This is a genomic window from Psychrobacter sp. AOP7-B1-25, from assembly GCF_052376195.1.
Lineage (GTDB): Bacteria > Pseudomonadota > Gammaproteobacteria > Pseudomonadales > Moraxellaceae > Psychrobacter.
In genome coordinates this window covers 19,804-46,026 of sequence record NZ_JBQSVK010000001.1, presented here as the reverse complement: position 1 = coordinate 46,026, position 26,223 = coordinate 19,804, and the positions used below count along the sequence as shown (strand labels likewise).

General features: G+C 41.6%; 24 protein-coding genes. 4 read left to right on the top strand and 20 right to left on the bottom strand.

The features are described from left to right. Position 1: 1 nt before the first annotated feature. Positions 2–649 (top strand): hypothetical protein, encoded by a 648-nt coding sequence (locus ACT3QR_RS00215; protein ID WP_100749151.1) that lies wholly within the window; start codon positions 2–4, stop codon positions 647–649. A gap of 230 nt (positions 650–879) precedes the next feature. Here ACT3QR_RS00215 and ACT3QR_RS00210 read toward each other — a convergent pair whose 3' ends face one another. The 7 genes from ACT3QR_RS00210 to kdpF form a co-directional block, all read right to left on the bottom strand. Then, entirely contained in the window at positions 880–1,422 is a 543-nt protein-coding gene (locus ACT3QR_RS00210) for a DUF3124 domain-containing protein (RefSeq protein WP_100749150.1), read from the bottom strand. A gap of 76 nt (positions 1,423–1,498) precedes the next feature. Beyond that, on the bottom strand, positions 1,499–2,185 hold the full coding sequence (locus tag ACT3QR_RS00205; protein ID WP_020442997.1) for a response regulator: 687 nt from the start codon (positions 2,183–2,185) through the stop codon (positions 1,499–1,501). Positions 2,186–2,228: 43 nt separating this feature from the next. After that, positions 2,229–4,979: a DUF4118 domain-containing protein gene (locus ACT3QR_RS00200; protein ID WP_443518049.1), complete on the bottom strand. Its 2,751-nt coding sequence runs from the start codon at positions 4,977–4,979 to the stop codon at positions 2,229–2,231. Positions 4,980–5,067: 88 nt separating this feature from the next. Continuing rightward, complete coding sequence (gene kdpC / locus ACT3QR_RS00195; RefSeq protein ID WP_443518047.1) at positions 5,068–5,742, bottom strand: potassium-transporting ATPase subunit KdpC; 675 nt, start codon at positions 5,740–5,742, stop codon at positions 5,068–5,070. A 21-nt stretch (positions 5,743–5,763) separates the two neighbouring features. Then, positions 5,764–7,902, bottom strand: coding sequence for a potassium-transporting ATPase subunit KdpB (gene kdpB, locus ACT3QR_RS00190; RefSeq protein ID WP_443548621.1), 2,139 nt, complete (start codon positions 7,900–7,902; stop codon positions 5,764–5,766). A 128-nt stretch (positions 7,903–8,030) separates the two neighbouring features. Then, on the bottom strand, positions 8,031–9,743 hold the full coding sequence (kdpA, locus tag ACT3QR_RS00185; RefSeq protein WP_444519406.1) for a potassium-transporting ATPase subunit KdpA: 1,713 nt from the start codon (positions 9,741–9,743) through the stop codon (positions 8,031–8,033). Further along, entirely contained in the window at positions 9,743–9,823 is an 81-nt protein-coding gene (gene kdpF, locus ACT3QR_RS00180; protein WP_084674193.1) for a K(+)-transporting ATPase subunit F, read from the bottom strand. Before kdpF ends, kdpA begins: the two co-directional genes overlap by 1 nt. Positions 9,824–10,004: 181 nt before the next feature. On the opposite strand from kdpF, the gene ACT3QR_RS00175 reads away from it, so the two are divergent. Then, positions 10,005–10,265: a hypothetical protein gene (locus ACT3QR_RS00175; RefSeq protein ID WP_444519405.1), complete on the top strand. Its 261-nt coding sequence runs from the start codon at positions 10,005–10,007 to the stop codon at positions 10,263–10,265. Positions 10,266–10,765: 500 nt separating this feature from the next. Here ACT3QR_RS00175 and modB read toward each other — a convergent pair whose 3' ends face one another. The 12 genes from modB to surE all read right to left on the bottom strand — a co-directional run bounded on the left by modB (position 10,766) and on the right by surE (position 21,275). Further along, positions 10,766–11,467, bottom strand: a complete 702-nt coding sequence (gene modB / locus ACT3QR_RS00170; protein WP_444519404.1) for a molybdate ABC transporter permease subunit — start codon at positions 11,465–11,467, stop codon at positions 10,766–10,768. A gap of 46 nt (positions 11,468–11,513) precedes the next feature. Then, positions 11,514–12,377, bottom strand: a complete 864-nt coding sequence (modA, locus tag ACT3QR_RS00165; protein WP_444519403.1) for a molybdate ABC transporter substrate-binding protein — start codon at positions 12,375–12,377, stop codon at positions 11,514–11,516. After that, the gene (locus ACT3QR_RS00160) at positions 12,370–12,861 is read right to left on the bottom strand and encodes a molybdenum cofactor biosynthesis protein MoaE (protein ID WP_444519402.1); all 492 of its coding nucleotides are present in this window, start codon (positions 12,859–12,861) and stop codon (positions 12,370–12,372) included. The genes modA and ACT3QR_RS00160 overlap by 8 nt, the downstream gene beginning before the upstream one ends. 76 nt (positions 12,862–12,937) lie before the next feature. Beyond that, complete coding sequence (locus ACT3QR_RS00155) at positions 12,938–13,207, bottom strand: MoaD/ThiS family protein (RefSeq protein WP_444519401.1); 270 nt, start codon at positions 13,205–13,207, stop codon at positions 12,938–12,940. Between the two features lie 81 nt (positions 13,208–13,288). Then, the gene (gene moaC, locus ACT3QR_RS00150; protein ID WP_444519400.1) at positions 13,289–13,795 is read right to left on the bottom strand and encodes a cyclic pyranopterin monophosphate synthase MoaC; all 507 of its coding nucleotides are present in this window, start codon (positions 13,793–13,795) and stop codon (positions 13,289–13,291) included. Between the two features lie 30 nt (positions 13,796–13,825). Continuing rightward, a complete protein-coding gene (gene mobA / locus ACT3QR_RS00145; RefSeq protein WP_444519399.1) occupies positions 13,826–14,554 on the bottom strand; it encodes a molybdenum cofactor guanylyltransferase in 729 nt (242 codons plus the stop codon). Positions 14,555–14,572: 18 nt separating this feature from the next. Continuing rightward, positions 14,573–15,103, bottom strand: a complete 531-nt coding sequence (gene moaB / locus ACT3QR_RS00140) for a molybdenum cofactor biosynthesis protein B (protein ID WP_444519398.1) — start codon at positions 15,101–15,103, stop codon at positions 14,573–14,575. 128 nt (positions 15,104–15,231) lie between these two features. Then, positions 15,232–16,332, bottom strand: coding sequence for a GTP 3',8-cyclase MoaA (moaA, locus tag ACT3QR_RS00135; protein ID WP_444519397.1), 1,101 nt, complete (start codon positions 16,330–16,332; stop codon positions 15,232–15,234). A 130-nt stretch (positions 16,333–16,462) separates the two neighbouring features. Further along, on the bottom strand, positions 16,463–17,758 hold the full coding sequence (locus ACT3QR_RS00130; RefSeq protein ID WP_444519396.1) for a molybdopterin molybdotransferase MoeA: 1,296 nt from the start codon (positions 17,756–17,758) through the stop codon (positions 16,463–16,465). Between the two features lie 406 nt (positions 17,759–18,164). Then, a complete protein-coding gene (locus ACT3QR_RS00125) occupies positions 18,165–19,463 on the bottom strand; it encodes a lytic murein transglycosylase (protein WP_444519395.1) in 1,299 nt (432 codons plus the stop codon). A gap of 69 nt (positions 19,464–19,532) precedes the next feature. After that, complete coding sequence (locus ACT3QR_RS00120) at positions 19,533–20,321, bottom strand: peptidoglycan DD-metalloendopeptidase family protein (RefSeq protein ID WP_444519394.1); 789 nt, start codon at positions 20,319–20,321, stop codon at positions 19,533–19,535. A gap of 135 nt (positions 20,322–20,456) precedes the next feature. Continuing rightward, the gene (gene surE / locus ACT3QR_RS00115; protein ID WP_444519393.1) at positions 20,457–21,275 is read right to left on the bottom strand and encodes a 5'/3'-nucleotidase SurE; all 819 of its coding nucleotides are present in this window, start codon (positions 21,273–21,275) and stop codon (positions 20,457–20,459) included. A gap of 532 nt (positions 21,276–21,807) precedes the next feature. Here surE and ACT3QR_RS00110 point away from each other — a divergent pair. Both ACT3QR_RS00110 and ACT3QR_RS00105 read left to right on the top strand, forming a co-directional pair. After that, positions 21,808–22,242 (top strand): MCR_0457 family protein, encoded by a 435-nt coding sequence (locus tag ACT3QR_RS00110; protein WP_444519392.1) that lies wholly within the window; start codon positions 21,808–21,810, stop codon positions 22,240–22,242. 492 nt (positions 22,243–22,734) lie between these two features. Then, positions 22,735–23,901 carry a D-alanyl-D-alanine carboxypeptidase family protein gene (locus tag ACT3QR_RS00105; RefSeq protein ID WP_444519391.1) on the top strand — a complete coding sequence of 389 codons (1,167 nt, stop codon included), beginning with the start codon at positions 22,735–22,737 and terminating at the stop codon, positions 23,899–23,901. Between the two features lie 197 nt (positions 23,902–24,098). Here the strand turns inward: ACT3QR_RS00105 and ACT3QR_RS00100 are convergent, their stop codons facing one another. Next, complete coding sequence (locus ACT3QR_RS00100; protein ID WP_444519390.1) at positions 24,099–26,057, bottom strand: sensor histidine kinase; 1,959 nt, start codon at positions 26,055–26,057, stop codon at positions 24,099–24,101. Positions 26,058–26,223: the final 166 nt, after the last annotated feature.

Here is a 26,223-nt window from a genome sequence, read left to right as displayed (position 1 = left end):
TATGAAACTATCTGCTAAAACGATTAGTTTAAATAGCAACTCAATCGTAAAACTCCATCCTTTAGCCAGTAGGCTTCATCAAGTACTGATCAAAGCCTATATTAGTAGTGATAAGAGTACCTATCTCAAAAACGTACCTAACTATTTTGGCAGCAGAGTTGACATACCTATTCATAATATTTCTGTCATATTTAAAGACGGTTTATACGAAATCATCGGGGGCTGTTTTTCTCCTATATTTGATCTAAATGATATTTCTAATGAAAATACTGTGATTCTAAGTTATACAACATCTCAAGGTCATGATACAAAGAATAAAACTGATGAACAGATAAACAGAGTAAAAAAAAGAATTCAAGATAAGTTTGACCAAGACGTAATAGACTTTATATATATGGATTATATTAGGGCGATTTCTATTCTTTCACTTTCAAAACCAGGTGTCATGTATTCCGAAATTAGAGAGTTATCACAGGCTAAAGGCAAATATAGTAGCGCTATTTGGAACGAAATATTTGGTAATGAAGATGAATCTCCAATAAACTATCTTAGTCAGAAAGATTTTTCAATGCTTATCGATAAGACTCGAGGTACTGTGAATAATCATAACAAACTTAAAGGTTTCACATACCAAGCAAAGGATTCCTGAATTACTGCCAGATGTATTATTAATGGATACATTGCTACAATCTTTAGTAATATTCAAATAAAGAAGTCTTTTGAACATGCCTAAGTTCAGGTTAGAACAGAGCTATCAGATGAATCGTTATTGATCAAATGGACAATTTAAAGATAAAGAAGGTCACTTTTAAAATGTATTTTTGTGTTCCACCTTATGAGTTAACGAACGATATACATTGAATATAAAATGATTTTTTATCAGTGCATAACTGGTGTCCCTTGCGTGTTAAAAGCAAAAGCTTTATTATTAAAATTACCAATCATTACCGCCTCAATCACTGGTTTAACCGTATCATCTAAAGCTTCAACCTCAATGATAAAGTCTGCACCAGGACCCCCTTTATTTTCTTCTTTTTCAACGATATAGTTGAGGGTTGCCATAGGTGGCAGCTTAATTGAGTTCTTGATATATGATTTTATTAGCTCTCCGTTAGTACCGTAGTAATCAATTTTATTGATATATAGTGATTTTTCTAATGTGGTATTACGAATGCTCAAAGTCGCCGATAGCAATACTTTTTCATTGTACCTATCAATATAAATGTCTGAATAAATGGGCACATAAAAGGTTTGTTTATAACTTAATTGACGGGGATCGACGGCTGAGGTTATTTCAAGCTCTTTCATAGGATCTTTATTATTTTCTGAAAATACTATATTGGGATCTTTTATTGATTTATCACAACCTGATAACAGCACCAATATAGCAATGGCTATGGCGGACATATTGAGCTTGTTCATGATATTTCCCTCTTTTTTTTGCATCTTACCATCAGCTTAATATTCTAGTTAGGAGACTAAATACATTCATGTATTGTCAGTCTTTAGGTATATGTAGCTTGTAGCCGACACCGATTTCGGTTAAGAAGAAATTTGGTCGAGAAGGATTATCTTCTAGTTTCTGGCGTAAATTTGACATAAATATGCGAACATAATGTTCTTGATGGTTATGACCTTTACCCCAAACTTCATTAAGCAGTTGTTTATGGGTCAGTACTTTTTCCGCATAACGGATCAGGACAGTCAGCAAGCGATACTCAATAGGTGTTAAATGGACGTCTTTACCATTTTTCTTGACTTGTCTCTGCGTGAGATCGATGCTGACATTGCCAAGCTCTATCTGACTAGGTGCTTCGTAGCCAACCTGCCAGCGGCGCATATGTGCATTAACACGCGCAACCAATTCGCCCATACTAAAAGGTTTCACTAAATAATCATCCGCACCTAAATTGAGCGCTTTTATTTTATCCTGTTCATCACTGCGAGCTGATAATACTAAAATAGGTAATGAGGACCACGTCCTAATATCTGCAATGACGTCACAGCCATCACCGTCAGGTAAGCCAAGATCTAATATAAGTAAATCAGGACGGCGCGTCGCAGCTTCTATTAAGCCCCTGTGCGAGCTATCAGCGATATAAACTTGATAGCCTTCTTGCTCCATCGCTGTTTTAATAAATCGCGCAATATGGGCTTCATCTTCGATAATTAGTATGGTCTTCATTAGTGTGTTTTTCGCTATTAGTATTAACCTTATGATATAGCACTTATCGTGCTAAGTTTGCTGAATCAATGTTTGGGCTGCTTGCTATAAAGTCGTCACTCAATAAATCTTGTTCAGGCAAAGGTTGCCAAGGTAGCGTTATAATAAATTGTGCACCGTGAGGTTGTATATTATTAGCGCTTAACGTGCCACCCAGATGCTCAACTAAATCTCTGCTCAAAGCTAAGCCTAAACCCAATCCCGTTGTAGTACCTTCCGAATTCCCTCGAGTAAAGCGCTCAAATATTTGCGTCTCCATACCTACAGGTAGACCTTCTCCTGTGTCTGTCACCGTTATCAGGTATTGCCGATTATTATCAAGCATTGCTTTGATGCAAATACAGGCATTGTCTAGGGTATAATTGATTGCATTGGTTATTAAGTTATTTAAAATACGCGACAAAATCAATTCGTCGGTATAAATAAAGTCAATATTATGGGGAATGTCTATTTCTATCTGGCGCTCTTTTAAATAGTGCTCAAGCTGACGGATATTACTACCAACGATTTCTTCTAAGCTCACCCATTGCTTGTTTAGTTTCATGCCGCCAGACTGTAGCGAGACGTAATCTAAAATATTAATGACTAAACGCTGAATGACGTTTGCTTGCTGCTCAATATCGACTGCCAGTTGCTTCTGCTCACTTGCCGTTAAACTCTGGATAGCAAGAGAAGATGCTAAACCAGATAATACCGTTATTGGCGTTCGGATATCATGAGACAGGGCCGATAATAAAGTCCCACGCAGCCGCTCTGATTCTACCTTTATGAGCGCGGTTTGAGCCACTTTTGCGTAATATACCCGCTCTAAGGCTAGCGTTATTTGGGCAATGGCCATATCAAGGGTTCTTTGTTGTTCGGGTTGATTGAAACTCTCACTATCTGTAGGCATCAGTGCTAAAACACCGAGCACCTGATTTGATGTAGCGAGTGCCCGATAGTGCATCGTATTGGCGGTGAGTGTATTAGTTCCTAGTCCCGCGCTTTCGTTATGATCAAATACCCATCGGGTGACAACCCAGTTGAATTCTGCAGGTATCGTACAGTCAGTCATAACGACCAGTTTATTTTCCACGTCTGGCATCACTATAATTGCAGTGCTAGCAATATGCTGTGTTAGCCATGCTGCAGCTTGGCTGATGATGTCATTGTTTTTACGAGCAGCACTTAGGCTTTGAGCAAGATAGCTCATGGATATGGCCTGTTGTTCACGTTTACGGGCAGCTTGTGCCTGAAATCGCAGGCCAACTGCTAGGTTGTTAATGATTAAAGAGACGATAAGCATAACGGCAAAGGTGACTAAGTATTGGACATCACTGACATTAAATGACAGCTTAGGTTCAACAAAAAATAAATCAAAACTTAACACACTTAAAAAAGCAGCTAATATACCAGGCGCGCGTCCAAAGCGTACTGAGATAAAAACAATCACTAACAAGTACAGCATGACTACGTTGGCTAAATCAAACCAGCGCGTGAGAGCCACTAAGGTAACGGTTACTAATCCGCATCCCAAAATTGCCATGAGATAACCATTACGGTTATCTACCGATGATAATTCTGCCATGTTCCAAGACGGGGATTGACGCTCATTAATAGTTTTACTTAACTGCTTAGTTTGATTGACTAATATCAAGTCTAAATTAACATCCTGTTGTGAGATGCGCTTTACCAGCGATTGTCCCCAGTGATACGGTCTAGAGCGGTTAGCATGGTTTTGTCCAATAATAATACGGCCAATATTGAATTGATGGGCATAGCTGGCCAAACCCTCTGCCACAGTAATGGCACTAATCACTTCAGTTTTTGCACCCAAATCATCCGCTAAACGCAATGCCTCCAAAACTTTCTGCTTATTATTAACTGAACGATTTAAACCGCGTGGCGTATCGACATGTACCACATACCACTGTGAATGTAGACTACTGGCCAGCCTAGCAGCATGACGAATGAGGCGTTCACTGTTTGCCCCCGTACTGATTCCTACCAATAGCTGATCTGCGGTATTCCAAATAGGTGAAATTCGAGCTTGGTTACGATAATCTTGCATATCGGCATCGACCAAGTCTGCGGTTCGGCGTAATGCCAGCTCTCGCAGCGCGATCAAATTACCTTTACGAAAGAAGTTATTAATAGCGTGCTTGGCTTGGCTTGGAATGTATACTTTACCTTCGTGAAGACGCGCCAATAATTCATCTGGCGGTAAATCAACCAATACCACTTCATTTGCCTGATCAAAAAACCAGTCGGGCAAGGTTTCTTGAACCACGACTCCAGTAATTTGATTGACAACATCATTTAAGCTTTCTAAATGCTGAACGTTTAGGGTCGTGTAAACACTGATACCTGCTTTTAGTAACTCTTCAACATCGTGCCAACGTTTAGGATGGCGAGATCCTGGAATATTACTATGTGCCAACTCATCAACCAGCAAAATATCTGGATGACTGGCGAGAGCGGCATCAATGTCAAACTCTTGCAGCATCTGTCCACGATATTCAATCTCGCGTAGCGGCAGTACTGATAGCCCTTGTACCAGCGCTGCCGTTTCACTGCGGCCATGGGTCTCTACAATGCCAATCAATATATTACGGCCATGCGCTTGTGCTTGGTGGGCAGAGGTCAGCATGTCATACGTTTTACCAACCCCGGCCGACGCCCCAAAAAATATCTTTAACTTACCTCTATTGACCGTATACTCTTGCTGCTTGATTTGCTGCAATAACGCATCTGGGCTAGGGCGGTTAATATTCATAATGACCCTCGATAGCTCTTCAATAAAAGTAATTTAGGTAAGGTAGCGGCTTTTGGTTAATCCGATAGTGTTGGCTAATACTGTCTTACTATTTAACCGAGAGAGTAGATATCTCGTCTAAAGTTAAGTTAACTGCCAGCACATTGACACGCGGCTCGCCAAAGACATTAAACTGCTTACTATCGGTATTATCATTGATCGCTTTTTGTACTTGTTCGATACTTATCCCGCGTATACTTGCCACTCTATTGGCTTGCCACTGTGCCGCCGCAGGTGAGATATGTGGATCTAAACCACTTCCCGACATGGTCACCAAATCAATCGGTATCGGCGCTTTGTTCTGTGGATCAGCCGCCTTAAGCTTTTGCACTTGCGACTCAACATTGCTGGCAAGTTCAAGATTTAAAGGTCCCAAATTACTACCTGAAGATTGGGTGGCATCATAACCTTCACCCGCAGCAGAAGGTCGTGTCCATATATATTGTGGTTGGTCAAACTGTTGACCGATAAGCGCAGAGCCAACCAGCTGCCCCTCTTTTTCTATTAAGCTACCATTTGCCTGATTGGGCATAGTCACTTGCCCGACGCCAGTCATCAATAATGGGTAGCATAACCCTAAAATGATACCTAATAGTATAAATAGTAATACAGCAGGTTTGAGCATTGGCATATAAGTAGCAGCGTTATCTAGTGTGTTGCTGCTACCTGTTGCATCTTGTAGTGATGGCTTGGAGTCAGTATCTGGATGAGAATGAGTGTACATAGTAATATTCCTTATGAATGATTAGACCAATTGCAATACGTTAATGAGCATATCGATAACCTTTATTCCCACAAACGGTAGCAGTAGTCCGCCCAATCCATATATCAAGAGGTTCCGGCGCAATAGGTTAATAGCAGAGTTTGGACGATACTTGACGCCTCGCAGCGCTAGTGGAATTAGAAATACAATGATTAAAGCATTAAAAATAACCGCTGATAAAATAGCGCTCTTTGGGCTGCCCAAATGCATAATATTTAAAACGTTTAAGGCGGGATAAGTACCAGCAAAAGCTGCTGGAATAATCGCAAAGTATTTAGCGACGTCGTTAGCCAAGCTAAAAGTCGTCAGCGCCCCACGGGTCATCAGCATCTGCTTGCCGGTTTGCACCACTTCAATAAGCTTGGTCGGGTTTGAGTCCAAATCCACCATGTTTGCCGCTTCTTTGGCCGCTTGAGTCCCACTATTCATAGCAACGGCAATATCAGCCTGGGCAAGTGCTGGCGCGTCATTGGTACCATCACCAGTCATCGCCACCAGCTTACCTTGGCGCTGATAACTACGAATCAATTCAAGTTTTTGTTCTGGGGTAGCCTCCGCCATAAAGTCATCAACCCCAGCTTCAGCAGCGATAGCAGCAGCCGTTAAAGGGTTGTCACCAGTAATCATCACGGTAGTAATACCGATTTTTCGCAATTCAGCAAAGCGCTCTTTGATACCAGATTTCACCACGTCTTTGAGCTCAATAACGCCTAATATCTGTTGACCATCTGCAACTAACAGTGGTGTACTACCACGGCGAGCAACTTCTTCTACTTGTTGCTCTAGATTATTAGGCAGCGTACCACCTTGTTCTGTCACCCAATTTACAATGGCGTCATAAGCGCCCTTACGGATGCAGCGTTGCTCAATATCGGTACCACTCATGCGAGTTTGTGCGGTAAATTCGATAGTTTTAAATGGCTTTGATTTCCAGACATTCTCATCGATATCAAAACGGCTTTGGGCCAGTTTGACGATACTGCGACCTTCGGGCGTCTCATCGGTTAGCGAGCTAATCAATGCCACTTCAGCTAGCAAGTTCTCCTTAATACCGTTAGAAGGCAGAAATAAAGAAGCTTGACGGTTACCATAAGTAATAGTGCCGGTCTTATCGAGCAATAGTACATCGACGTCGCCAGCAGCTTCTACCGCACGTCCAGAGGTCGCAATGACATTGGCTTGCATCATACGACTCATACCTGCTACGCCAATAGCCGATAATAAACCGCCAATCGTTGTTGGAATAAGGCAGACCAGTAATGCGACTAAAATAACAATAGAGATGGGTTCGCCTTGACCTGATGCGAGCACTGCAAACTGAGAGAATGGCAACAGGGTGACGCAAACCATTAGAAATATCAGGGTTAATGCAATAAGCAAAATAGTCAGTGCAATCTCATTGGGCGTTTTAGTACGTTTGGCACCTTCTACCAAGGCAATCATACGATCCAAAAATCCTTGCCCCGGCGCTTGGGTGATACGAATAATCAGCCAGTCAGACAAGACCTTAGTACCGCCAGTGACTGCGTTAAAATCACCGCCACTTTCACGGATTACAGGAGCGGATTCACCAGTAATGGCTGATTCATCGACTGAAGCAAGACCTTCTATCACCTCACCATCCGCTGGAATGATTTCTCCCATTTGCACTAATACAATATCATCTTGATTAAGCTCAGTCGCCTGCACTATAGTAGCTGCGGATAATCGCTCGCTACTAGCAAGCTTACGCGCTTGCACATCTTGACGTGCCTGCTTAAGACTCGATGCTTGCGCTTTACTGCGACCTTCTGCCAAGGCTTCAGCAAAGTTGGCAAACAATAAGGTAAACCATAGCCAAAAGGTAATTAACAAAGTAAAGAGTAGTCCCGTTTGACCTTGGATTAACATGTTAATGGCTAATATGGTCGTCAACCATGAGCCGATATAAACGACGAACATCACGGGATTACGCCACTGAACGCGAGGATCAAGCTTGAGTAGCGCATCTTTTAGCGCCGGTTTAATCAACGCCGGATCTAGGAGGCCTTGGGAAGGTTTTTCGGGTAAATCAGAGTTATCAGGCTCTTGCTGAGGGGGCACATCTAAGTCTTTATTATTAGCATCTATTGAAACATTCATGGTCTTTATTCCTAACATAATCATAAAAAGGGAGCAATTCACCACTAAAAAGGTAAGTGTCTATTTATCAAATTATCAAATCTATCGACTTTGGCAAATTTGCTGAAGTCTAGACAAATAGGCAGCGGCTAACCTTTCATCATCCATATATGCTCTACAATAGGTCCAAGCGCTAACGCAGGAATGAAAGTCAATGCGCCAATCATCAGCACAGTTCCGACTAATAGACCCACAAATAATGGCGTGGTCGTCGGTAAAGTACCGCTATTGACTTCAAGTCTTGGTTTTTTCGCCAACGATCCTGCCAAAGCCAGTACTGGAATGATGACCCCAAAACGCCCAACCACCATCGCAAGCCCAAGCATGGAGTTATAAAAGACCGAATTGGCCCCCAACCCTGCAAAAGCAGAACCATTATTATTGGCAGCAGAGCTAAAGGCATACAGCACTTCACTGAAACCATGGGCGCTAGGATTAAAAATCCCTGCTTGACCATTCGTAGTCATCACACTAATCGCCGTTCCCATTAGCACCATAGTGGGTGCTGCAAGTAATGCTAATACAACCATTTTCATCTCAAATGGTTCAATCTTTTTACCAAGATATTCTGGTGTCCGTCCAATCATGAGCCCTGATACGAATACCGCCAATATCGCAAAGAGCAACATGCCGTACAGTCCAGCTCCGACACCGCCAAATACCACTTCACCTAACTGCATCTGTAACATCAAACCAAAGCCGCCCATGGGCGTAAATGAGTCATGCATCGCATTTACCGCACCACATGATGCTGCAGTAGTAATAGTGGCAAATAACGATGAAGCCACAATACCAAAGCGCACTTCTTTACCTTCCATATTTCCACTGACATCAGCAGCGGTTAGCCCTGACACTTGTGACGTTAACCAAGGATTACCAGTAAGCTCGCTGCTCACCGTTAATGAATACATACCGACAAACAATACGGTCATGGCTGCTAATATCGCCACCCCTTGCTTCAGGTTGCCGCTCATCTTACCGAGACAAAAACACAGTGAAGTAGGAATAAGAAAAATAGCGAGCATCTGAATTAAATTAGAAAAAGGCGTTGGATTTTCAAACGGGTGGGCAGAGTTAGCGTTAAAGAAACCACCGCCGTTAGTACCTAACATTTTAATCGCTTCTTGTGACGCGACTGGTCCTAAGGCGATAGTTTGGGTATCACCTTGAAGGGTTTGCACGTCCATATAGGTCGATAAGGTTTGTACGACACCTTGACTCATTAATAGAAGCGCGATGATTGTCGCTATCGGTAATAGGATATAAATATTACAGCGCCATAAATCGACCCACGCATTACCAAGGTGAGCGCTTTTCTTAAATATCAAGCCACGCATCAAGGCAAAAGCGACGGCAATACCTGTTGCTGCTGACAAAAAGTTTTGTAGCGACATACCCATCATTTGGGTGAGATAACTCATGGTGCTTTCGCCACCATAAGCCTGCCAGTTGGTATTGGTCATAAAACTGATGGCCGTATTCATGGCCAAGTCCCAAGTAACTCCGGTCATCGCTTGCGGATTGAGCGGTAGATTGCCTTGCACCAGTTGCAATATAAATAGCGCCAAAAAGCCAATGATGTTAAATAAGACAATAGCGAGTGCATACTGTTTCCAGTTCATCCCCGACGCAACATTACCTTTGCTATCTCGTCCAAGCATACCGAGTGTAGTAAAACTGCGTGATTCAAGACGGGATATCGGTGCCTGCATACGCTGCATGATGTAACCGGATAAAAAATAGCCCAAAGTAAATAAGATGAGAAGATAAATAATCAACTGAGATAAGGCCTGGATGGTCATTAGAACGCCTCCGGTTTAATCAGTACGTATAGCAAATAGACAAATAAACCTAGGGCGATAAGCCCTGAAAATACTTCCATAGCACTCTCCTAACACCAAGATCAGTCAATTAATTGCCGCAAGATTACTAAGACCTTGCTGCTCATTGGATAATGTCATTAGTATGCTGAGAGAAGTATAAAAGTGTTATTAAGATAAATAGGCAGGATATAAAGAAAGTATAAAGATGAGAGTTAGCTAGTAGATAGGCAGATATTAAGTGTGGATAACTGTCTTGCTTTAGCTAGGGACAATGAAGAGGTAACGACTAAAGACAACACTTATTTACTGGCACTGGAAGACACTTCTTTTTCTTGGGATGCGGATACAGAGATTCTGACCTTTGAAGAAAAACCGTATAAAATCGGAGATGAGCTTTATCTTGGCGGTACTGTATTTACTTATCCTAACGCGAATATTACCGATCAGATAAAAGTAAAATGGATAGATTATGGTTTGGATAAAGGGTGGCTTGTTGGTTGAACTGGATAGACCATTCCTTAAACTTTAGAAGCTAATTTTCCAGATATATCTAATAGATAATAATCTAAAAACGGTAATACAAATAATAAACGCAAAAAAAATATGTATAATTATTATACGTTTTTTAAATACTAATGTGCAATAATTACACATTTTAAGTGACCAAAATATGGAATATAGCTCACGTAAAATGTCTTGAATTGCGCTAAATGTCATAGCTATTTATTGACTTAAGATATTGATATGTATATTTTTATAGGTTAATATAACTTAATAACGATTTATAAAGTTTAGTGGTTCTAGCCTGTCACGCCGGGGGTCGCGGGTTCGAGTCCCGTCCGCTGCGCCATATTTAAAACGAATTTAGACTTTCGAGTTTAAGCAAGTTTCGCCTCAAGCATTAGATTGTTTGAGGTTTTTTTGTGTCTGCATATTCTGTTTAGGCATTATTTATATAGCTTTGCTAGCTAATACTTAACTCGCATTCAAATACTTCAGCCCTATGAGCGCTGACTAACTCGACTCACACTAGCGATCAACGCTACCATCACTATACCCATGATAATCAAAATACCAGACATCATGTGCGCTGCCTCATAGTTGAGCGCCTCTACTTGCTCATATATCGCAATCGATACCACCTTAGTCTTGCCTGAGATGCTGCCGCCTATCATCAGTACGACCCCAAACTCCCCAATGGTGTGAGCAAAGCTCACCAAACTCCCCAAAATGATGCCCACACGCGCTTGCGGTAAGGCCACTTTCATAAACCGTCGCATACGGCTTGGTTCTAAAAGATGAGCGACCTCCGTGACACTTTTCGGAATACGTAAAAACTGTGCATACACGGGTTGTATATAAAAAGGTAATGAGTAAATAATTGAACCGATGACCAGACCTTCAAAGGTAAAAATCAATGGGCTGATGTTATGCTCGCTCAACCATTTACCAATGCCCATGCTAGGACTGAGCAATAACAATAGATAAAAACCAATCACGGTAGGTGGTAGCACCAGAGGCATTGCAATGATGCCCATGAGCAGTATCTTGAGACGTCCTATTGCTTTTATACGACTCGGCTTAGCCAACCAATAAGCGATAGGCGTCGCAAATAGCAATAGACATAAAGTGGTCACACAAGCTAGCTTGATGCTCACCCAAAATGGACTGAGCATATCTGACATAAGAGACTGGTCAATCATATAATGTCACTGCTCGTTCTATGATGAGAGGGGTTAGTCTAACGTATTACTGGACGGCCAGATAGCCTGCTTGTAAGAAGTGCTGCTGCCCTGCTTTTGAGCGCAGGTAGTCGGTGAAGTCTGCTGCTTGGTCAGTGTTATGAATGATTATCCCATCTTGTAAGATAGCTGGATAAGACTCTGGCAGCAAAGTAATAAATTGCTCAGGCTTGGCTTTAATTGCAACAAGCTGAGACTGTGCGACAAAACCATAGTCCACACTACCCGTATGCGCATATTGAAATGCTTGACCGATATTCTCTGACTGTATCAAAACTTTTTGAGCATTCAACTTATCATATATATTCTGTGATTGCAGATAGGCTTTTGCAGAGGCACCATAAGGAGCAAGGTCAGGGTTAGCAATAGCTACCTTGCTGTCCTGAGTAAAGTCAGCACTGGTAAACACATCACCTAGCGATGTTGGCGTAAAATTATTTAAAGGTTTGGTGACACTATAGAGCGCTAATTGACCTCTGGTATACGTAAAAGGCTTGGTTAGTTTACGTTCTTCACTAGTAGCACCAGCTGAATTTTCATCGGCCAATTTAGCAGGGAAATCTTGATTGGCAGATAAGAATATATCATAAGGTGCCCCTGCTTTGATTTGTGCATATAACTTACCAGAAGAAGCATAAGTAACTTCAATCTCTGAAATATTTTGGGCAGGCGAGCTATTATCAGTCTGATAGCTGTCAATAATATGAGGTAGTACATCAGATAAGTTAGCGGCCGCAGCAATACGCAAAATCTGGGCTGGTTCAGTGATATCAGCAGCAAGCGTCGTATTGGCGTCTTTGTCTTGCGTACAAGCATTTAGTGACAATAGAAAACAAGCAGTTACACAGACAGTAGCTAATGACTTAACCATTATTGCTGAGCCATTTAGACGAGTCGTCTTCGTAGTATTCTTGCTTCCACACAGGAATGTCCGCTTTGATGGTATCTAATATCCAGCGACAAGCATCAAATGCTGGATAACGATGCGCTGATACTACCCCAACCCACACAGCCACATCGCCAATCTCTAGTGCACCAATTCGATGTATTGCAATAGCATGTGTAATTTCAAAACGCTTTTTGGCTTCTTCTATAATGGCACGGCCCTGATTGATTGCCAAATCCTCATAACCATAATAGGTAAGACGATCAACGCTGGTGGCATTATTATGATTACGCACTCGCCCTTCAAAGCAGACAAATGCACCGCAGCTGTCATCGTCTAACGTGCTTTTTAGCCTATCCTCATCTATAGCAATATCTAGTAGCGCAAAACCATCGCGCTCAGCTGTTAGGTAAGCTTCGTCAGTACTACGTTTGATGGTCATTGAATGATCGTGGACGTTGTCGGGCATTTTTTTCTCTATTTATTATTTTTTCTTTGTAACCACTAAATAGCTACTGACAAAATGGACACTAATAAACGCTTATCTAACCACCAGCGACTGGCGTGATGAAAACCACGCTATCACCATCATTTATCTGGTCAGTCCATTTAGCAAAGTAGTCATTTACTGCAACGCGTAGCTCTGACTGCGGACGGCTAAAGCGATGCTTTTGGTTAAGCTGTTCGTATAGTTCAGTTAGTGACGTATCCTGCTGTACGCTAACTGTCTCTTGCTGACACTTGGCCTCGTCAGCCAAACTGGCAAAATACATGACATTGATATTCATCGTTGATTCGATATCGATAGCACTCATAAACTTCTCCATCTTATACAAGCTTCCTTGCTTATTATTTAGCATACTTTTATTGATGACGCACTCTACAATTTTATCATTTTAAGCATGACTGTAATCTGACTTGCCACCTGTCTTTTTCACCAGATGAATATCATCTATAACGATGTCATGCGATAGCGCTTTGGTCATATCATAGATAGTCAAGCAAGCAACGCTAACCGCTGTCAACGCCTCCATCTCAACTCCTGTTTTATGCGTGACTTTGAGCACCGCACTGACCGTGATGCTGCTGAGCGCGTCGTTGTAATCAAAGCTTAAGCCTATCTTATCTAGCGGTAGTGGATGACAAAGCGGTATAAGGTCATGAGTGCGCTTGGCCGCCATAATACCAGCGATATGAGCTGTTTGTGTGATGCTGCCTTTTTTAGTCATTCCATCAGCCGCTTTAATCTGCGCATAAATCTCATCAGGAAAGCGTACCTGACCAGTAGCATTAGCTTCTCGCGTCGTTGCTGTCTTACCACTGACATCAACCATGGTAATATCACCATCACTGTCTAAGTGAGATAAAGTAGATTGCTGATTTATCTGAACGCTGTCACTCATTTATATAACCTTTCTTATGTGATATTTTTATTATTTTGGTAGAGCGGCACATGCCTGCTCAAAATCTTCAGGCGTATTGAAGTTGGTTAGGTTTTGCCACGCTTTGCTAAATGGTACAGGTTGCACAGTCGGCTCAATAAACTGCATTACCTTACGCTGTCCGCTATCTATATAGACCTTTAAATCAGGTTCGATGTTTAACTGATACAGCCCTAACAATGGATATAGGTGACTGTCGTCTTTTAGGCAAATTACTTTCTCATCAGCGGCAAGGCTTATTTTACCTTGTAATTTCTGCCACAAGTCAGTTGCTGGTATTAAGCTATCACAGCTGATAACCAGCAACCACGATACTTGTACATTTTTTGATACGCCTGAATCATTCAAACCGACCAATGTTTGTAAGGCTGATTCGATAGCGACCAATGCGCCGCCGGTATCGATCTGCTTATCAGAATCAGAGCCGTAATCACTAATATGTATAACAGGCAAATTAGAGTTCTCTAGATTTATATCTGAACCAACTTGAAAACCACGCCCATTATCTGCAATCAATATAGGAGTATTTAACTTGCTCGCATGACGAACATGATAATCTAGCAGCTGCTCACCTGACGGTAGCGTCAGCATAGCCTTGGCCGTTCCCATACGTCTAGATGCGCCGCCTGCCAAGATAACCACGCCTGCCAAACTATCCAGATTATTTGAGCAATCTGTCACTATGCTATTACCTGTCAAGCTTGATGGTATATCACTCATAGCTCAATTACTTATAACTCAATCATGGCTAGGATTTTGTGCCAAAAAATGCGGCACGAAGTTACACGGACGAGTACGACTATCAAACTGATCTTTTAAGATATTTTCCCAACCAGTACGGCACGCACCAGAAGAACCTGGTAGACAGAATATACCCGTACCATTGGCCATGCCAGCAACTGCTCGTGATTGTACGGTAGACATACCGATCTCATCTTTTGAGATTAGACGGAACATTTCACCAAAACCATCAATTGATTTATCAAATAGTACACTCACAGCTTCTGGCATGCTATCTCTAATAAAGAACCCTGTGCCACCAGTGGTAATAACCGCATGAACGTCTGAGCTAGCAATCCAACCACTAATGACTGCGCGAATTTGGTAAATATCGTCGGTGATTAATTGACGATCTGCTAAACGATGACCTGCTTCGGTCAAGCTATCTACTAAGTACTGGCCTGACGTATCTTCTGATAGCGTACGGCTATCAGAAACGGTCAATACAGCAATATTAAGCGGTGTAAATTGTGCAGCAGGCTTACTCATAAATAATCCTTTATAGATGTCATTTTATAATTGTATTAAAAGTGGTTGTATCAAAAAAAGCTATGTTGAAAAACGATTGCGTTGGAAAACAGTCTCTATCAGCGTCATGATTGCAGACTCAAGGTGTTTTACCCACCGATTATCGATAGATTGTGCATGATGCCACTGTTAGAGTCATGCAAATGATGATGCTCAGGTTTGATCGGCATAAAGCTATGTAAAGTGTTCACCAGTCCTTGTATATCGTCTTGCTGTAAGTATGGACGGATATCGTAGTTGCCTTGATCAAACAGACACAAATGCACCTTGCCTTGACTGCTTACCCGCAAGCGATTACAGGTATCACAGAAGTGCGCCGCATATGGGGCAATCATACCGATACGACCGACATACTCAGGGTGGCTGTACTCTACTGCTGGGCCATCGGCACTACCGCGCTCGTGCGGCTGCCACCCATTCTCTAACAAGTAATCGGTGATAATATCAGACTGAGCATGCTGAGCAAAAAATAAATCGCTATTATCACTGGTCTGCATAAATTCGATAAAGCGATAAGTCACTTGTCTATCTTTGACATAGTCGATCGCCGTGACTAAGTTCTCAAAGGCAGTCTCTGCCATTAGGACACTATTTATTTTCAGTTTAATATCAGTCGTTTCTAGCAATGTATCCATGTCAGCCAATATTTGCGGCAAGGTATCAAAGCCTGTCATCTTGTGAAAAGTAGCGGCATCGAAGCTGTCCATACTGATATTAAGCTGATCGAGTCCAGCAGCTTGCCAGTTGGCTATATGTTTACCTAATTTGTAGCCGTTACTGGTCATCGCAACCGTCTCAATACCGTCAGTTTGTTTAATCGTTTTGATAATTTCGACAACATCACGACGAATAGAAGGCTCACCACCCGTGATTCTAACTTTCTTGGTACCTACTTGGGCAAAGCCGCGCACCAAGGTCGCAATTTCAGAGATACTCAGCTCATCATCAGGGCGCTTACCTTGATAACCATTTGGTAAGCAATATTCGCAGCGAAAATTACAGAAGTCAGTAATCGACAAGCGCAAATAAGTCAACCGGCGTGAAAACCCATCGGTCAACGGCTGGTGGTATTCACTCATCTTTTCAATAGGCACGACTGAGAAAGGCTCTATATAGCTATCAGATAATGCAGGTTCCAAGCTCGGTGAATACAGTTGTGGGCTATCTATTTTATGTTTGTCATCAATCATATGTTACTGCCATCAGTACTGCTTACTATAAGCACTACTTTGTTATTCGTGTTTAGCATACCAGTGTAAGGTTATAGAATGGCTCTTTCACTTTGTACAACCACCTTACAATAAATTGGCAAACGATGAATTAGCGATGTAGCCAAGGAAACGGTTGTACAACGACGTCATGACTAGCTGCTACGTTCCCACTGTCTTTGTCCAATACAATAAAGCAATTGGCGCGGCTCAGCTGCTTGATTCTATGTGACTGCTGCCTTGAGAAGCACTCAACTTGATAATGACCTTTCTCGTCTCGTGACAATATACCGCGCTGAAAGTCTTTGCGACCAGGAGATTTTCTGATTTCACTGATGAGTTTGGCTTTGATAGTTAGTGGCATCGGCTGCTCCGACACGCTAGCACCTGACATTTGCCATAATGCAGGTATCACAAACTGTAGCGTACCCACGACCGTAGAGAGCGGGTTACCTGGTAGACCAAAATACAATACTGGCTTATCGAGGTGTTTGTTTAATTCACCAAATACAAAAGGCTTACCAGGCTTCATTGCCACTTTATAATGGTTAATCTGACCTAACATTTCAATTACAGTCGTTAAAAAATCATAATCACCAACTGACACACCTGCAGTAGAAACCAGTACATCACAGTCTTGCATGGCTTCATGAATCGCGATCGTTGTCTGCTCTAAGTTATCAGGAATAATGCCATAATCACGAATGGTGATAGGCAGATCTGATAGCAGGCTTTTGAGCGTTGGGGTATTAGAATTATATATTTGGGCGAGGCTTTGCAGCTCATTACCAATAGCTACAAGTTCATCACCTGTTGCCAACACACCGACGACGAGCGGTTGAAACACGTTAACTTGGCTAACACCAAGGTTCGCAAGTAAGCTAATATCTGCAGGATTCAGGCGCTTGCCAATTTTTAAAACGGCTTCACCAGACTCAATTTCCTCACCTTGTGAGCGAATATTGTTGTCAACTTTAGCAGCCTGTGTGAGCGTGATGTTGTAAGGTCGAGATTTATCAACGGTCGCTCTGATATCTGCAAAGTTCGTATTCTCTTGCATAATAACTGTATCACAGCAATCTGGTACGATTGCACCAGTAAAAATGCGCACCCCTTGCCCCGCTGCTGTTTCACCAGTATAAGCACTGCCAGCTTGCGACTCACCAACGATTTCTATCGTACTTTTTTCTGATAACTCACTACCTATGGCAATCGCATAGCCATCCATCGCAGACAGGTTTTGTCTCGGCACATCGAAGGGCGAAGCAATATCTTGAGCCAGTATATGATTTAGGCTGTCTAGCAACTCTAGAGTGTAAACGGCTCTTTTTTGTAGCGGAAAGTCGGTAATATGATAATTATCTATCCGTTGCTGTATCGCAGCTTGTAATTCTTCCATGGTAATCATAAGGTCACGCTCTTTCTGTCGTTCTAATTATTCGTAATCGAAACTGTTATTAAAAATGGTCTTTGTAAAATGTCATTGGAAACTATGAGTAAAAGTCATCGTTAAAGAACACATTATCTAGAGTCTATCATTCAAAGTATCAACTTTCTTGTATTAACCTTGTCCTGATAAGTTTTAGATGAAATCAGATTGAACTGGTCTCAGTATTTGATATTTATTGCATTATTCATTGAGTTAAAGATGTCGGTAAAATCAAACATAGATTGAGACAAAAAAAGCACCTAGGCAAGGTGCTTTTTATAGAACAAAGTAAACTAACGCCTAATGACCAGTGGCTAATAAACAATGACTAAGTACAATTAAAAATAGTCACCTTTATCCACTGTATCATCGCAGCTATCTTAGCTCACCAAGACGCTAATGAAGACGCACTTTTTTGAGTAATGAATCCATCTGGCGTCTGACCATTATCTGCTTGCCAGCGCTGGAACGCCATGCGAGTATTGGTACCTACGATACCATCAGCACCTTTGGTATCATAACCCATACTAGTCAAACGACGTTGTAAGTTAGTCACTTGCGTGGTCGATAATGGACGCTCATAACGAGGCCATGACTTTCGTAGACCGCTTTGTCCATCAATTGACTTACCAAGCAAGCTTACTCCTAGTGCATAGCTAGATGAGTTGTTATAGACTTTAATTACATCAAAATTTGGGCTCAACAGCAATACTGGACCGTCCTTACCGGCTGGCAACCATAGCTCCATTTGAGTATTGGCATCTAAGTAAACATCCTCTATCGTATCGACGCCCATCGCAGCCCATCTGGCAGCAGGTTGTTTGCTACCAACTACTGAGTAATCAAACGAAGCTGGTACGGTTGCCTCGTAAAATGGCGCTAAGCCACGAACCCAACCTGAGTTACTGAGATAGTTGGCCGTTGACGCTAGTGCATCACCAGTGGCCCAAGGGTTACGATGTCCATTGCCATCACCATCGACACCTTGTTTGAGCCAAGTCTCAGGGATAAACTGTGTTTGCCCCATACCGCCAGCCCAAGAGCCATCGAGCTGTGACCATGATACGTCACCACGTTGTAGCAGGGTCGCTAACGATAGTAGCTGCGTTTCAGCGAACGCTTGACGACGACCGTCATAAGCAAGGCTAGCAAGCGAACTTGGCAAATCACTATTACCCGTCACAGCACCAAACGATGACTCCATACCCCATATCGCAGCGATAATCTCTGCATTAACCCCATACTGAGACTCTAGCTGAGACAAATAAGCACGCTGCTCGGCAAATTTTCGCTTCCCTACACTAACACGTCCACTTGATACAGCAGAATCTACGTATTCCCATGGCATCTTAGAAAACTCAGGCTGGCCCGAGTCTAACGATATCACTTGCTGATTTAGATAAGCAGAATCGAGTAATCGACTGATCACTTGGGTATCATAGCCTGACGATACGGCACGCGTAGAAAAGTCTGACTTCCAATCAGAAAAGCTAGTATAGCTAGGTTTGGGTGCAGGCTGCGGCTTGACCACTGGTGCAGGTGTTGGCTTGACCTGAACGGTTTGAGTTTGAGTAATCTCAACGCCGCCTTGACGAACAGGTTTACTCTGCATTGCTTGCTGACTCGTACACCCAACCATCACTAATGCTGGTACAAAGGTGAGGTATTGCTTTTTTAATCTCATAAAAAATCTCAAACATGAATAAATAAAATGGCTCACAGTCGCCAAGCTATCCGTAGCTATTATTTAAATCTAACGCCCAAGTACGCTACGCGGGTCAATAGGATTACCATTTAAGCGAACTTGAAACTCTAAGCCTACCTCATTGGTTTGACCACTGCTACCCATACTAGCAATACGTTGACCACGCTGTACTGTATCGCCTTCTTTTACTAGCAATTGACTGTTATGCGCGTAAGCTGTGATGTAATCATCGCTATGACGAATCATAATTAGATTGCCATATTCTGGTAAACCATTGCCTGAGTAAAGCACAGTTCCCGATTGGCTGGCAAGTACTGGATCACCAACTTTACCTGCAAACCACATACCCATATTACCTGCAGCAGGGTCAATATTACGCGTCACTGGATTGCGCGTAGGATAGTCATAACCAGAGGTTGAGTTGGCAGTGGCTTCATAGGCTGGTGTTTGAGATTGGGTCACAGGTGGCGTATAAGTTGGTTGAGATTGAACTGGGGCACTGTAGCGATTGTTGCTTGCAGTAGTTGCCGCATTGCCTTGCCACAGTTTAAGCCATTGACCACTATAAATCGTGTATTTACTATCTAAATTGTTCATCGCCCCAATTTGACGATAGTTCAATCGATAGCGCCCTGCAATTTGGCTGACCGTATCGCCGCGTTGTACACGATGATAGTTAGGGACGCCTTGCGCGTTAGTAATAATCTTAGGACCTGCCTGGTTCGCTGATTGATAGGTAGGCTTAGTTGCACAACCGACTACAGATAGAGTAGCGACTGCCATAGTACCGATCAACGCGGCTTTAACAAGGTGCGCTCCAGCTATGATTTTTTTCATACAAGGTTCCTATTCTTTGTGTTGCTCTTTCATGGTTTAATCATTCAAAAGCTCTTGATATCACTCAAAAGTTTTTTGACATTCTCATAACACGGTTGTGTTTAGTAAGCTGGTGTGGATGATATCTTATAGTGTTTATAGCGCAAGTGTTGATAATCTATCTAGCGCTACCGCTGGCGTATGATGTAGACGTACTGGTGACAAGCTGACACACCCTGCCTCTATGGCTTGATAATCCGTCATTGCATCCTGATTCACCTGCATCGTATCAACTGACGTCTCTAATGGTCGCGCACTTTTACATTTGCGTAGAGACAACCAATACGCATCCCGGCCCCGAGGATCTATCATGTGACGTACTGGCTGAGCAACTTGCTTATGACCTAATGAGGTTATTTTTTGACCTTTGATATCATCGGTATGCTGCACGTCAGGAATATTAACGTTTAATACATGATAGGGCAAATTTTTGAGAGCCTCTAAAATCGAAGTTTCAGTAAGCAATTTGACAATTTCATGTGCGGCCACTTTATAATCACTGGCTGATTCTTGTCCGCCATTTTTGACGCCCCCACCTACCAAAGACGTTGCAATAGCAGGAATACCAGATAGTTGCGCAGTCAATGCAGCACCGAACGTACCAGAGAACATCACATCTTGCCCCAAGTTAGCCCCTGAGTTAATGCCTGTAATTACACAGTCAAAATCAGTATCACGATATAACTCATGTAATGCTAAATAAATACAATCAGCTGGTGAACCGTTTACCGCTACAAACTTAGAGGGCAGCTGGTGCGTATGCAGTGGTCTTGAGACACTCAACGCGCTAGCATAACCGCTTTGTTCATCATTGGGGGCGACGACGATTACTTCACCAATAGCTGATAATGCTTGAGACAGTGCCAATAACCCTGGCGCATATACACCGTCATCATTACTAATTAAAAATCTCATTTCTACTCAATATGTGGTTAATATTTTATTACTTACATTTCTATTGAATGATTCTGCTATCGTACAGTCTCTGATTAAAACAGCCATCAAATGACGATAACCATATTCAAAGTAAAAACATATTACTTTAATTTTCCAACAACATGACGCTTCAGTCTAGTAAAAAATAATCATTTTGATGGCATAGGCGATTATAACTGAATAATATAAAGACACGAACCCTGTCTTGAGCAAAGTATCATTCTTAGTATTACGCTGATGATTATATGATAAAAATGACGTGACAAAATCTGTGTCAAATAGACAGTAATCACTCGATTAAGCATCGCGTTACAATACGCAACACCCTACAACAATACAAACCGATGTAATGATACTGAAGTAACGTCATTAGGATATGCTACTGATATGTTGCTAAAAAATGGTTTTGGCTCACAAGATATCTACACATAAATCAATATTTTATGTGACTTTTGTTTTCTTACCGATTAACATATGACCATTAAATAAAGACGAGCGAGTGTAATACTGAATGAATAAACAATCGATATTATCTATAGCTTCTGTGATAGCAAACACTGCCTCAAAAGTTGGGATTGCAGGATTGATAACGTCTGTTGCTATGCTGTCTCAAGCTTCTAATGCTGCAAATGATTCTGGTACGACCATTCCGCTAGACCTATCTGGTATCAACATTACTAAGCACGAAATTGCAGTAATGCAGGTGCTATCAGAAATATGCCCACCAATGCTAAACGGCAAGCAAAAACAGCGGTTTTATAAGTCGTATACTGTCCAATTGCATGAACTGATGCCGACTTTAGAAGATCCAAAAGCGGCTATTCAATATTTGTCTACACAACAAGACTATCGTCAGATACTTCAAGGTATTCGCGGTTGGACGATGGGATTCTCGAAGCAAGAAAACAAAGCACTATGTCAAGATTTAGCGAACGCAGACTACTAAACACTTAGTTAGCTTGGTTCTGTTACTAGCATTATAGTTTTCGAATGACGATATCAATAATAACAAAACAAACGCTATATACCTTTTATAACGTTGACTAGGCAAACCTCATCAACTAATTATTTAAGTATTTATAGCATCAAAGCTTGCTGTCACTTCACTTGTTAATCACAAGCAGTGCAGCAGGCTTTTTTATGAGCGTTAAATTTTCTGTCATAGAAATTAGTCAGATTATAGTTACGACGAATATATGATAGGCCTTTGTTTTTCTTTTCAAGCTGATCTTATTTTTGCATTTATCGATTCCCCATCGGTAGTCATTTTGCTAAGATAAGGCGTTAATTTTATGTCTATTGTGTAGGCGTCACTATTTTTGCTAATACATTATTTTAAACACTGCATCTAAGACATGCTGCTTAAAATAATGTATGAAAATAGGTACAAAACATAAGCGATAAATACATTTGGTTCCATGATGCGGTGTAATGATATATGACAGTAAAGCGTGTGAAAAACCAGCTGATACAGCTGGTAATTGGTGTAAGTATCTCGACGAGTGCAGTAATGGCAAACGCAGCCATACAACCACCTGAGATGGATAATACAGCCTACGTGTTGATGGACTATAACACTGGCGAAATTTTGGCCCAAAAAAACGCCAATGAGGCATTGCCGCCAGCATCTCTAACTAAGATGATGACCAGTTATATCATTGAGCAGCGCTTGGAGTCAGGTGATCTGAAAGAGGATGATCAGGTATTGATGAGTCCAAACGCATGGTGCCGTGGTAGTAGTAGCCAATCTTGTATGTATGTGCCTGTGAACAAAACCGCCAGCGTCATCGACATGCTACGCGGTATTATCATTCAATCAGGTAATGATGCATCAAAAGCCATGGCTGAACATATCGCTGGCAGTGAGGAATCATTTGCAATCCTGATGAACGAACAAGCAGAAAAAATTGGCATGGAGAACTCTAACTTTGTCAATGCTACTGGTATGCCTGATGAAGGCCATTTAGCATCCGCTTTGGATTTGTCTAAACTTGCTCGCGCTATTATCAAAAACAGTGGCGACTACTATAGTATCTACGCAGAAAAAGAGTTTACCTATAATGGCATTACTCAAGGTAACCGTAATGCTTTGCTCATTACTGACCCAACAGTTGACGGCCTAAAAACTGGCCATACAAATGCCGCAGGTTACTGCTTAGTCGCCTCTAGTAACCGTGAAGGCATGCGCTTAATATCTGTCATTATGGGTACAAAGAGCCAACAGGCGCGCGCTGATCAATCACGTGAGCTACTTAACTGGGGCTTCGGGCACTTTACAACCGTTACCAAAGCACCCACTGGACAGTTTGTCAGCAAGCTTCCAGTATGGTTTGGAGAAGCTGACGAAGTAGAATTGGCAACTGGCGACAACTTGCAAATTCTAACCAGCAAAACACAGAAAAATAAAATTACAACGGTGGTTGACGTTCCTGAGAGCTTAGAAGCACCGATCAAGAAAGGTCAGGAAGTTGGTAAAATGATGGCTGTCATTGATGGTAAAGCGGTAGCTTCAGTTCCTATCATTGCAACCAATGATATCGAACAGTCAGGCTTTATGAGCCGTACTTGGGAACATATCGTACGCTGGGTCAAGAATCTTTTCTAAGAGGATTTTTAGAAAGTAATACTGGTCAAAAACCGTTTAAAAAGACGCCGCAAAGTAGGCGTCTTTTTTCTTTTTATATGTATTCTAATGAGAAAAAGCATTGGTAGTGAGGTGATAGTGAAAAGACGAAAGACATTCTTAGTAGAATGTCTATAACTGACGACCAGAGAAAACGGATTTTATAAATAGTAATACGACTAAACCAACCACTGTTTTAATAGGTCGCTTAACGCTTTTTCTTTATAAGTAGCAATATGACAGTAATCAACGCCAGCTGCTTTTAAACCATACTCAAAACTATCTACATAGCGCGCTCGATGCTGTGGATACCAATATACTAATAACGCGCGACGCTCACTCTGACTATCCTCATTACGTTCATACTGACGTACTCGCTTGGCCAGTAGTTCTGCATTTTCTGGAAAAACATCTTCAGCAAACATCACCATGTCAACTTTTTGCTTACGCATTCCCTCTATGACAAGTTGAGAGCTTTGACGACAAATAATCGTAGCCCCTAGATACTCCAGTTCATCCAATAAAGAGCCTGTCTCATGATAGTAATAATAAATAATTGTTAGACCAGACAATAAGCGCTGCTGTTTTGATTGCTGTTGATTGGGCATCGCTATGGTCAGCGTAAATTGTGTACCTACGCCAAGTATACTATCAACATCAATAGTGGCGCCCATAAGCTGCACCATTTGCTTAACAATCGGTAAGCCAACTCCCGAGCCTTCGTACTGGCGAGTTTGCGACGAATCTACCTGAAAGAACGGATTAAATATATCGTCTAGGTGTTCATTATCGATACCAATACCCGTATCCTTCACGCTAATCTGCCACCGATTACTCTTATTAAAGTGTGTTAGTTGCGACGTAATCGTAACTTCTCCGACAGGCGTAAATTTAATGGCATTATTGAGCAGTATTGATAGTATCTGATATATTTTTTCTGAATCACCGTATAAGCTATAGTCTATATGATGAATATTACTGATTAATCTCAAACCCTTTTGATTAGCTGTATTTTCAAACTTGGCTAGCAGATCAGCGATTAACTGTAACGGGTTAAACTCATTTTTATGGATTTTTATCTGACCTTTTTGGATTTGGTTTAACTGTATAATATGATCTAAAGACAATACCAATTTGTCACTGCCACTACTGATAATCTCTATCGCGTCTTTTTGCTCTGTGCTCAGAGTCTCATGTTCCAATAGTTGTAAACCGCCTACAATTGCATTCAATGACGTTTTTAACTCATGAGAAATCATGCTTTGAAAATTGTGCAACTGCACATCAAGTGACACATCTTTGTTGTGCAATTGCTGTTCAAAAGCCGCAAGAGTCTCATAACCTTGTCTTGCTTCTTGCAGACGATTAAACAACACGATCAATGCTTTTCTAATTTGGGTCAGTTCTTGAAAATTGAATTGCTGTTGAATAACTGGAAGTTGCTCTAGATCTGCGTTATTTGTGACAATATCACAAACATGAGTCAATGCTTCAATATCCTTAACTGGCCAATTAAGCTTCCTAAATATATATAAAGCAAAAGCAACAATCATCATCACTATTGCCAGCCATAACCAAAGGATATTCTGGAACCAATGTAAACGTAGCAACTCTACATCCATCGTAATATTGATATAACCAATCAACGTACTATTTTCAGTCACCACCCCAGACGACGAATCTGGCGCTGATGATTCGCTCATAATATCTGATATAGCCACTGTGATCTGTTGATTAGAGTCAGAATTACTAGAGACTACACTACCAATATCTTTGCTAATCACTGGATAATTAAAGCTGACAGTATGCGCAAATAGAGCATTTTTCCAGTCATCAAGCGAGGGATTTACCTCTCCGATTGCCTCAGAAGTTGCATAAAATACAATACTTTGAATAGTCGGCTCGCTTTCCAACAAGATATTAACTTGTTCAGCCACAACATCTGCCCCATCAGCAGTCGATGCGCTAATCGTTAATAAGGATGCTAGCTGTTGAATATGCTGGCTTTTTTCTTGATAGTGATGCACCAAACCATAAATAAAAGGCAATAAAAAACCTGCTAGCACTGCCAATACGACAGCTTGTATGACAGAACGCCAGATAAGTACAGGAATGGTTTGAGACGAACGGTTGTTCATATCACTCTACTGAGTCGCGGGCAGCTTTCATTTATAGTACAGGTATTTTAAAGATGTGATAAGTAAAACATTTGAATAATTTTTAAGGCGCTAAGGCTAAGCAAGATAACTACTTAAGAGCTCAAACTATAGCGTGTTAATAGAAAAATGTCATCACGCTATCGAA

Coding starts and splice junctions, on each gene's coding strand:
- ACT3QR_RS00215 (WP_100749151.1), top strand. CDS start 2: ATGAAACTATCTGCTAAAACGATTAGTTTAAATAGCAACTCAATCGTA.
- ACT3QR_RS00210 (WP_100749150.1), bottom strand. CDS start 1,422: ATGAACAAGCTCAATATGTCCGCCATAGCCATTGCTATATTGGTGCTG.
- ACT3QR_RS00205 (WP_020442997.1), bottom strand. CDS start 2,185: ATGAAGACCATACTAATTATCGAAGATGAAGCCCATATTGCGCGATTT.
- ACT3QR_RS00200 (WP_443518049.1), bottom strand. CDS start 4,979: ATGAATATTAACCGCCCTAGCCCAGATGCGTTATTGCAGCAAATCAAG.
- kdpC (WP_443518047.1), bottom strand. CDS start 5,742: ATGTACACTCATTCTCATCCAGATACTGACTCCAAGCCATCACTACAA.
- kdpB (WP_443548621.1), bottom strand. CDS start 7,902: ATGAATGTTTCAATAGATGCTAATAATAAAGACTTAGATGTGCCCCCT.
- kdpA (WP_444519406.1), bottom strand. CDS start 9,743: ATGACCATCCAGGCCTTATCTCAGTTGATTATTTATCTTCTCATCTTA.
- kdpF (WP_084674193.1), bottom strand. CDS start 9,823: ATGGAAGTATTTTCAGGGCTTATCGCCCTAGGTTTATTTGTCTATTTG.
- modB (WP_444519404.1), bottom strand. CDS start 11,467: ATGATTGACCAGTCTCTTATGTCAGATATGCTCAGTCCATTTTGGGTG.
- modA (WP_444519403.1), bottom strand. CDS start 12,377: ATGGTTAAGTCATTAGCTACTGTCTGTGTAACTGCTTGTTTTCTATTG.
- ACT3QR_RS00160 (WP_444519402.1), bottom strand. CDS start 12,861: ATGCCCGACAACGTCCACGATCATTCAATGACCATCAAACGTAGTACT.
- ACT3QR_RS00155 (WP_444519401.1), bottom strand. CDS start 13,207: ATGAGTGCTATCGATATCGAATCAACGATGAATATCAATGTCATGTAT.
- moaC (WP_444519400.1), bottom strand. CDS start 13,795: ATGAGTGACAGCGTTCAGATAAATCAGCAATCTACTTTATCTCACTTA.
- mobA (WP_444519399.1), bottom strand. CDS start 14,554: ATGAGTGATATACCATCAAGCTTGACAGGTAATAGCATAGTGACAGAT.
- moaB (WP_444519398.1), bottom strand. CDS start 15,103: ATGAGTAAGCCTGCTGCACAATTTACACCGCTTAATATTGCTGTATTG.
- moaA (WP_444519397.1), bottom strand. CDS start 16,332: ATGATTGATGACAAACATAAAATAGATAGCCCACAACTGTATTCACCG.
- ACT3QR_RS00130 (WP_444519396.1), bottom strand. CDS start 17,758: ATGATTACCATGGAAGAATTACAAGCTGCGATACAGCAACGGATAGAT.
- ACT3QR_RS00125 (WP_444519395.1), bottom strand. CDS start 19,463: ATGAGATTAAAAAAGCAATACCTCACCTTTGTACCAGCATTAGTGATG.
- ACT3QR_RS00120 (WP_444519394.1), bottom strand. CDS start 20,321: ATGAAAAAAATCATAGCTGGAGCGCACCTTGTTAAAGCCGCGTTGATC.
- surE (WP_444519393.1), bottom strand. CDS start 21,275: ATGAGATTTTTAATTAGTAATGATGACGGTGTATATGCGCCAGGGTTA.
- ACT3QR_RS00110 (WP_444519392.1), top strand. CDS start 21,808: ATGAATAAACAATCGATATTATCTATAGCTTCTGTGATAGCAAACACT.
- ACT3QR_RS00105 (WP_444519391.1), top strand. CDS start 22,735: ATGACAGTAAAGCGTGTGAAAAACCAGCTGATACAGCTGGTAATTGGT.
- ACT3QR_RS00100 (WP_444519390.1), bottom strand. CDS start 26,057: ATGAACAACCGTTCGTCTCAAACCATTCCTGTACTTATCTGGCGTTCT.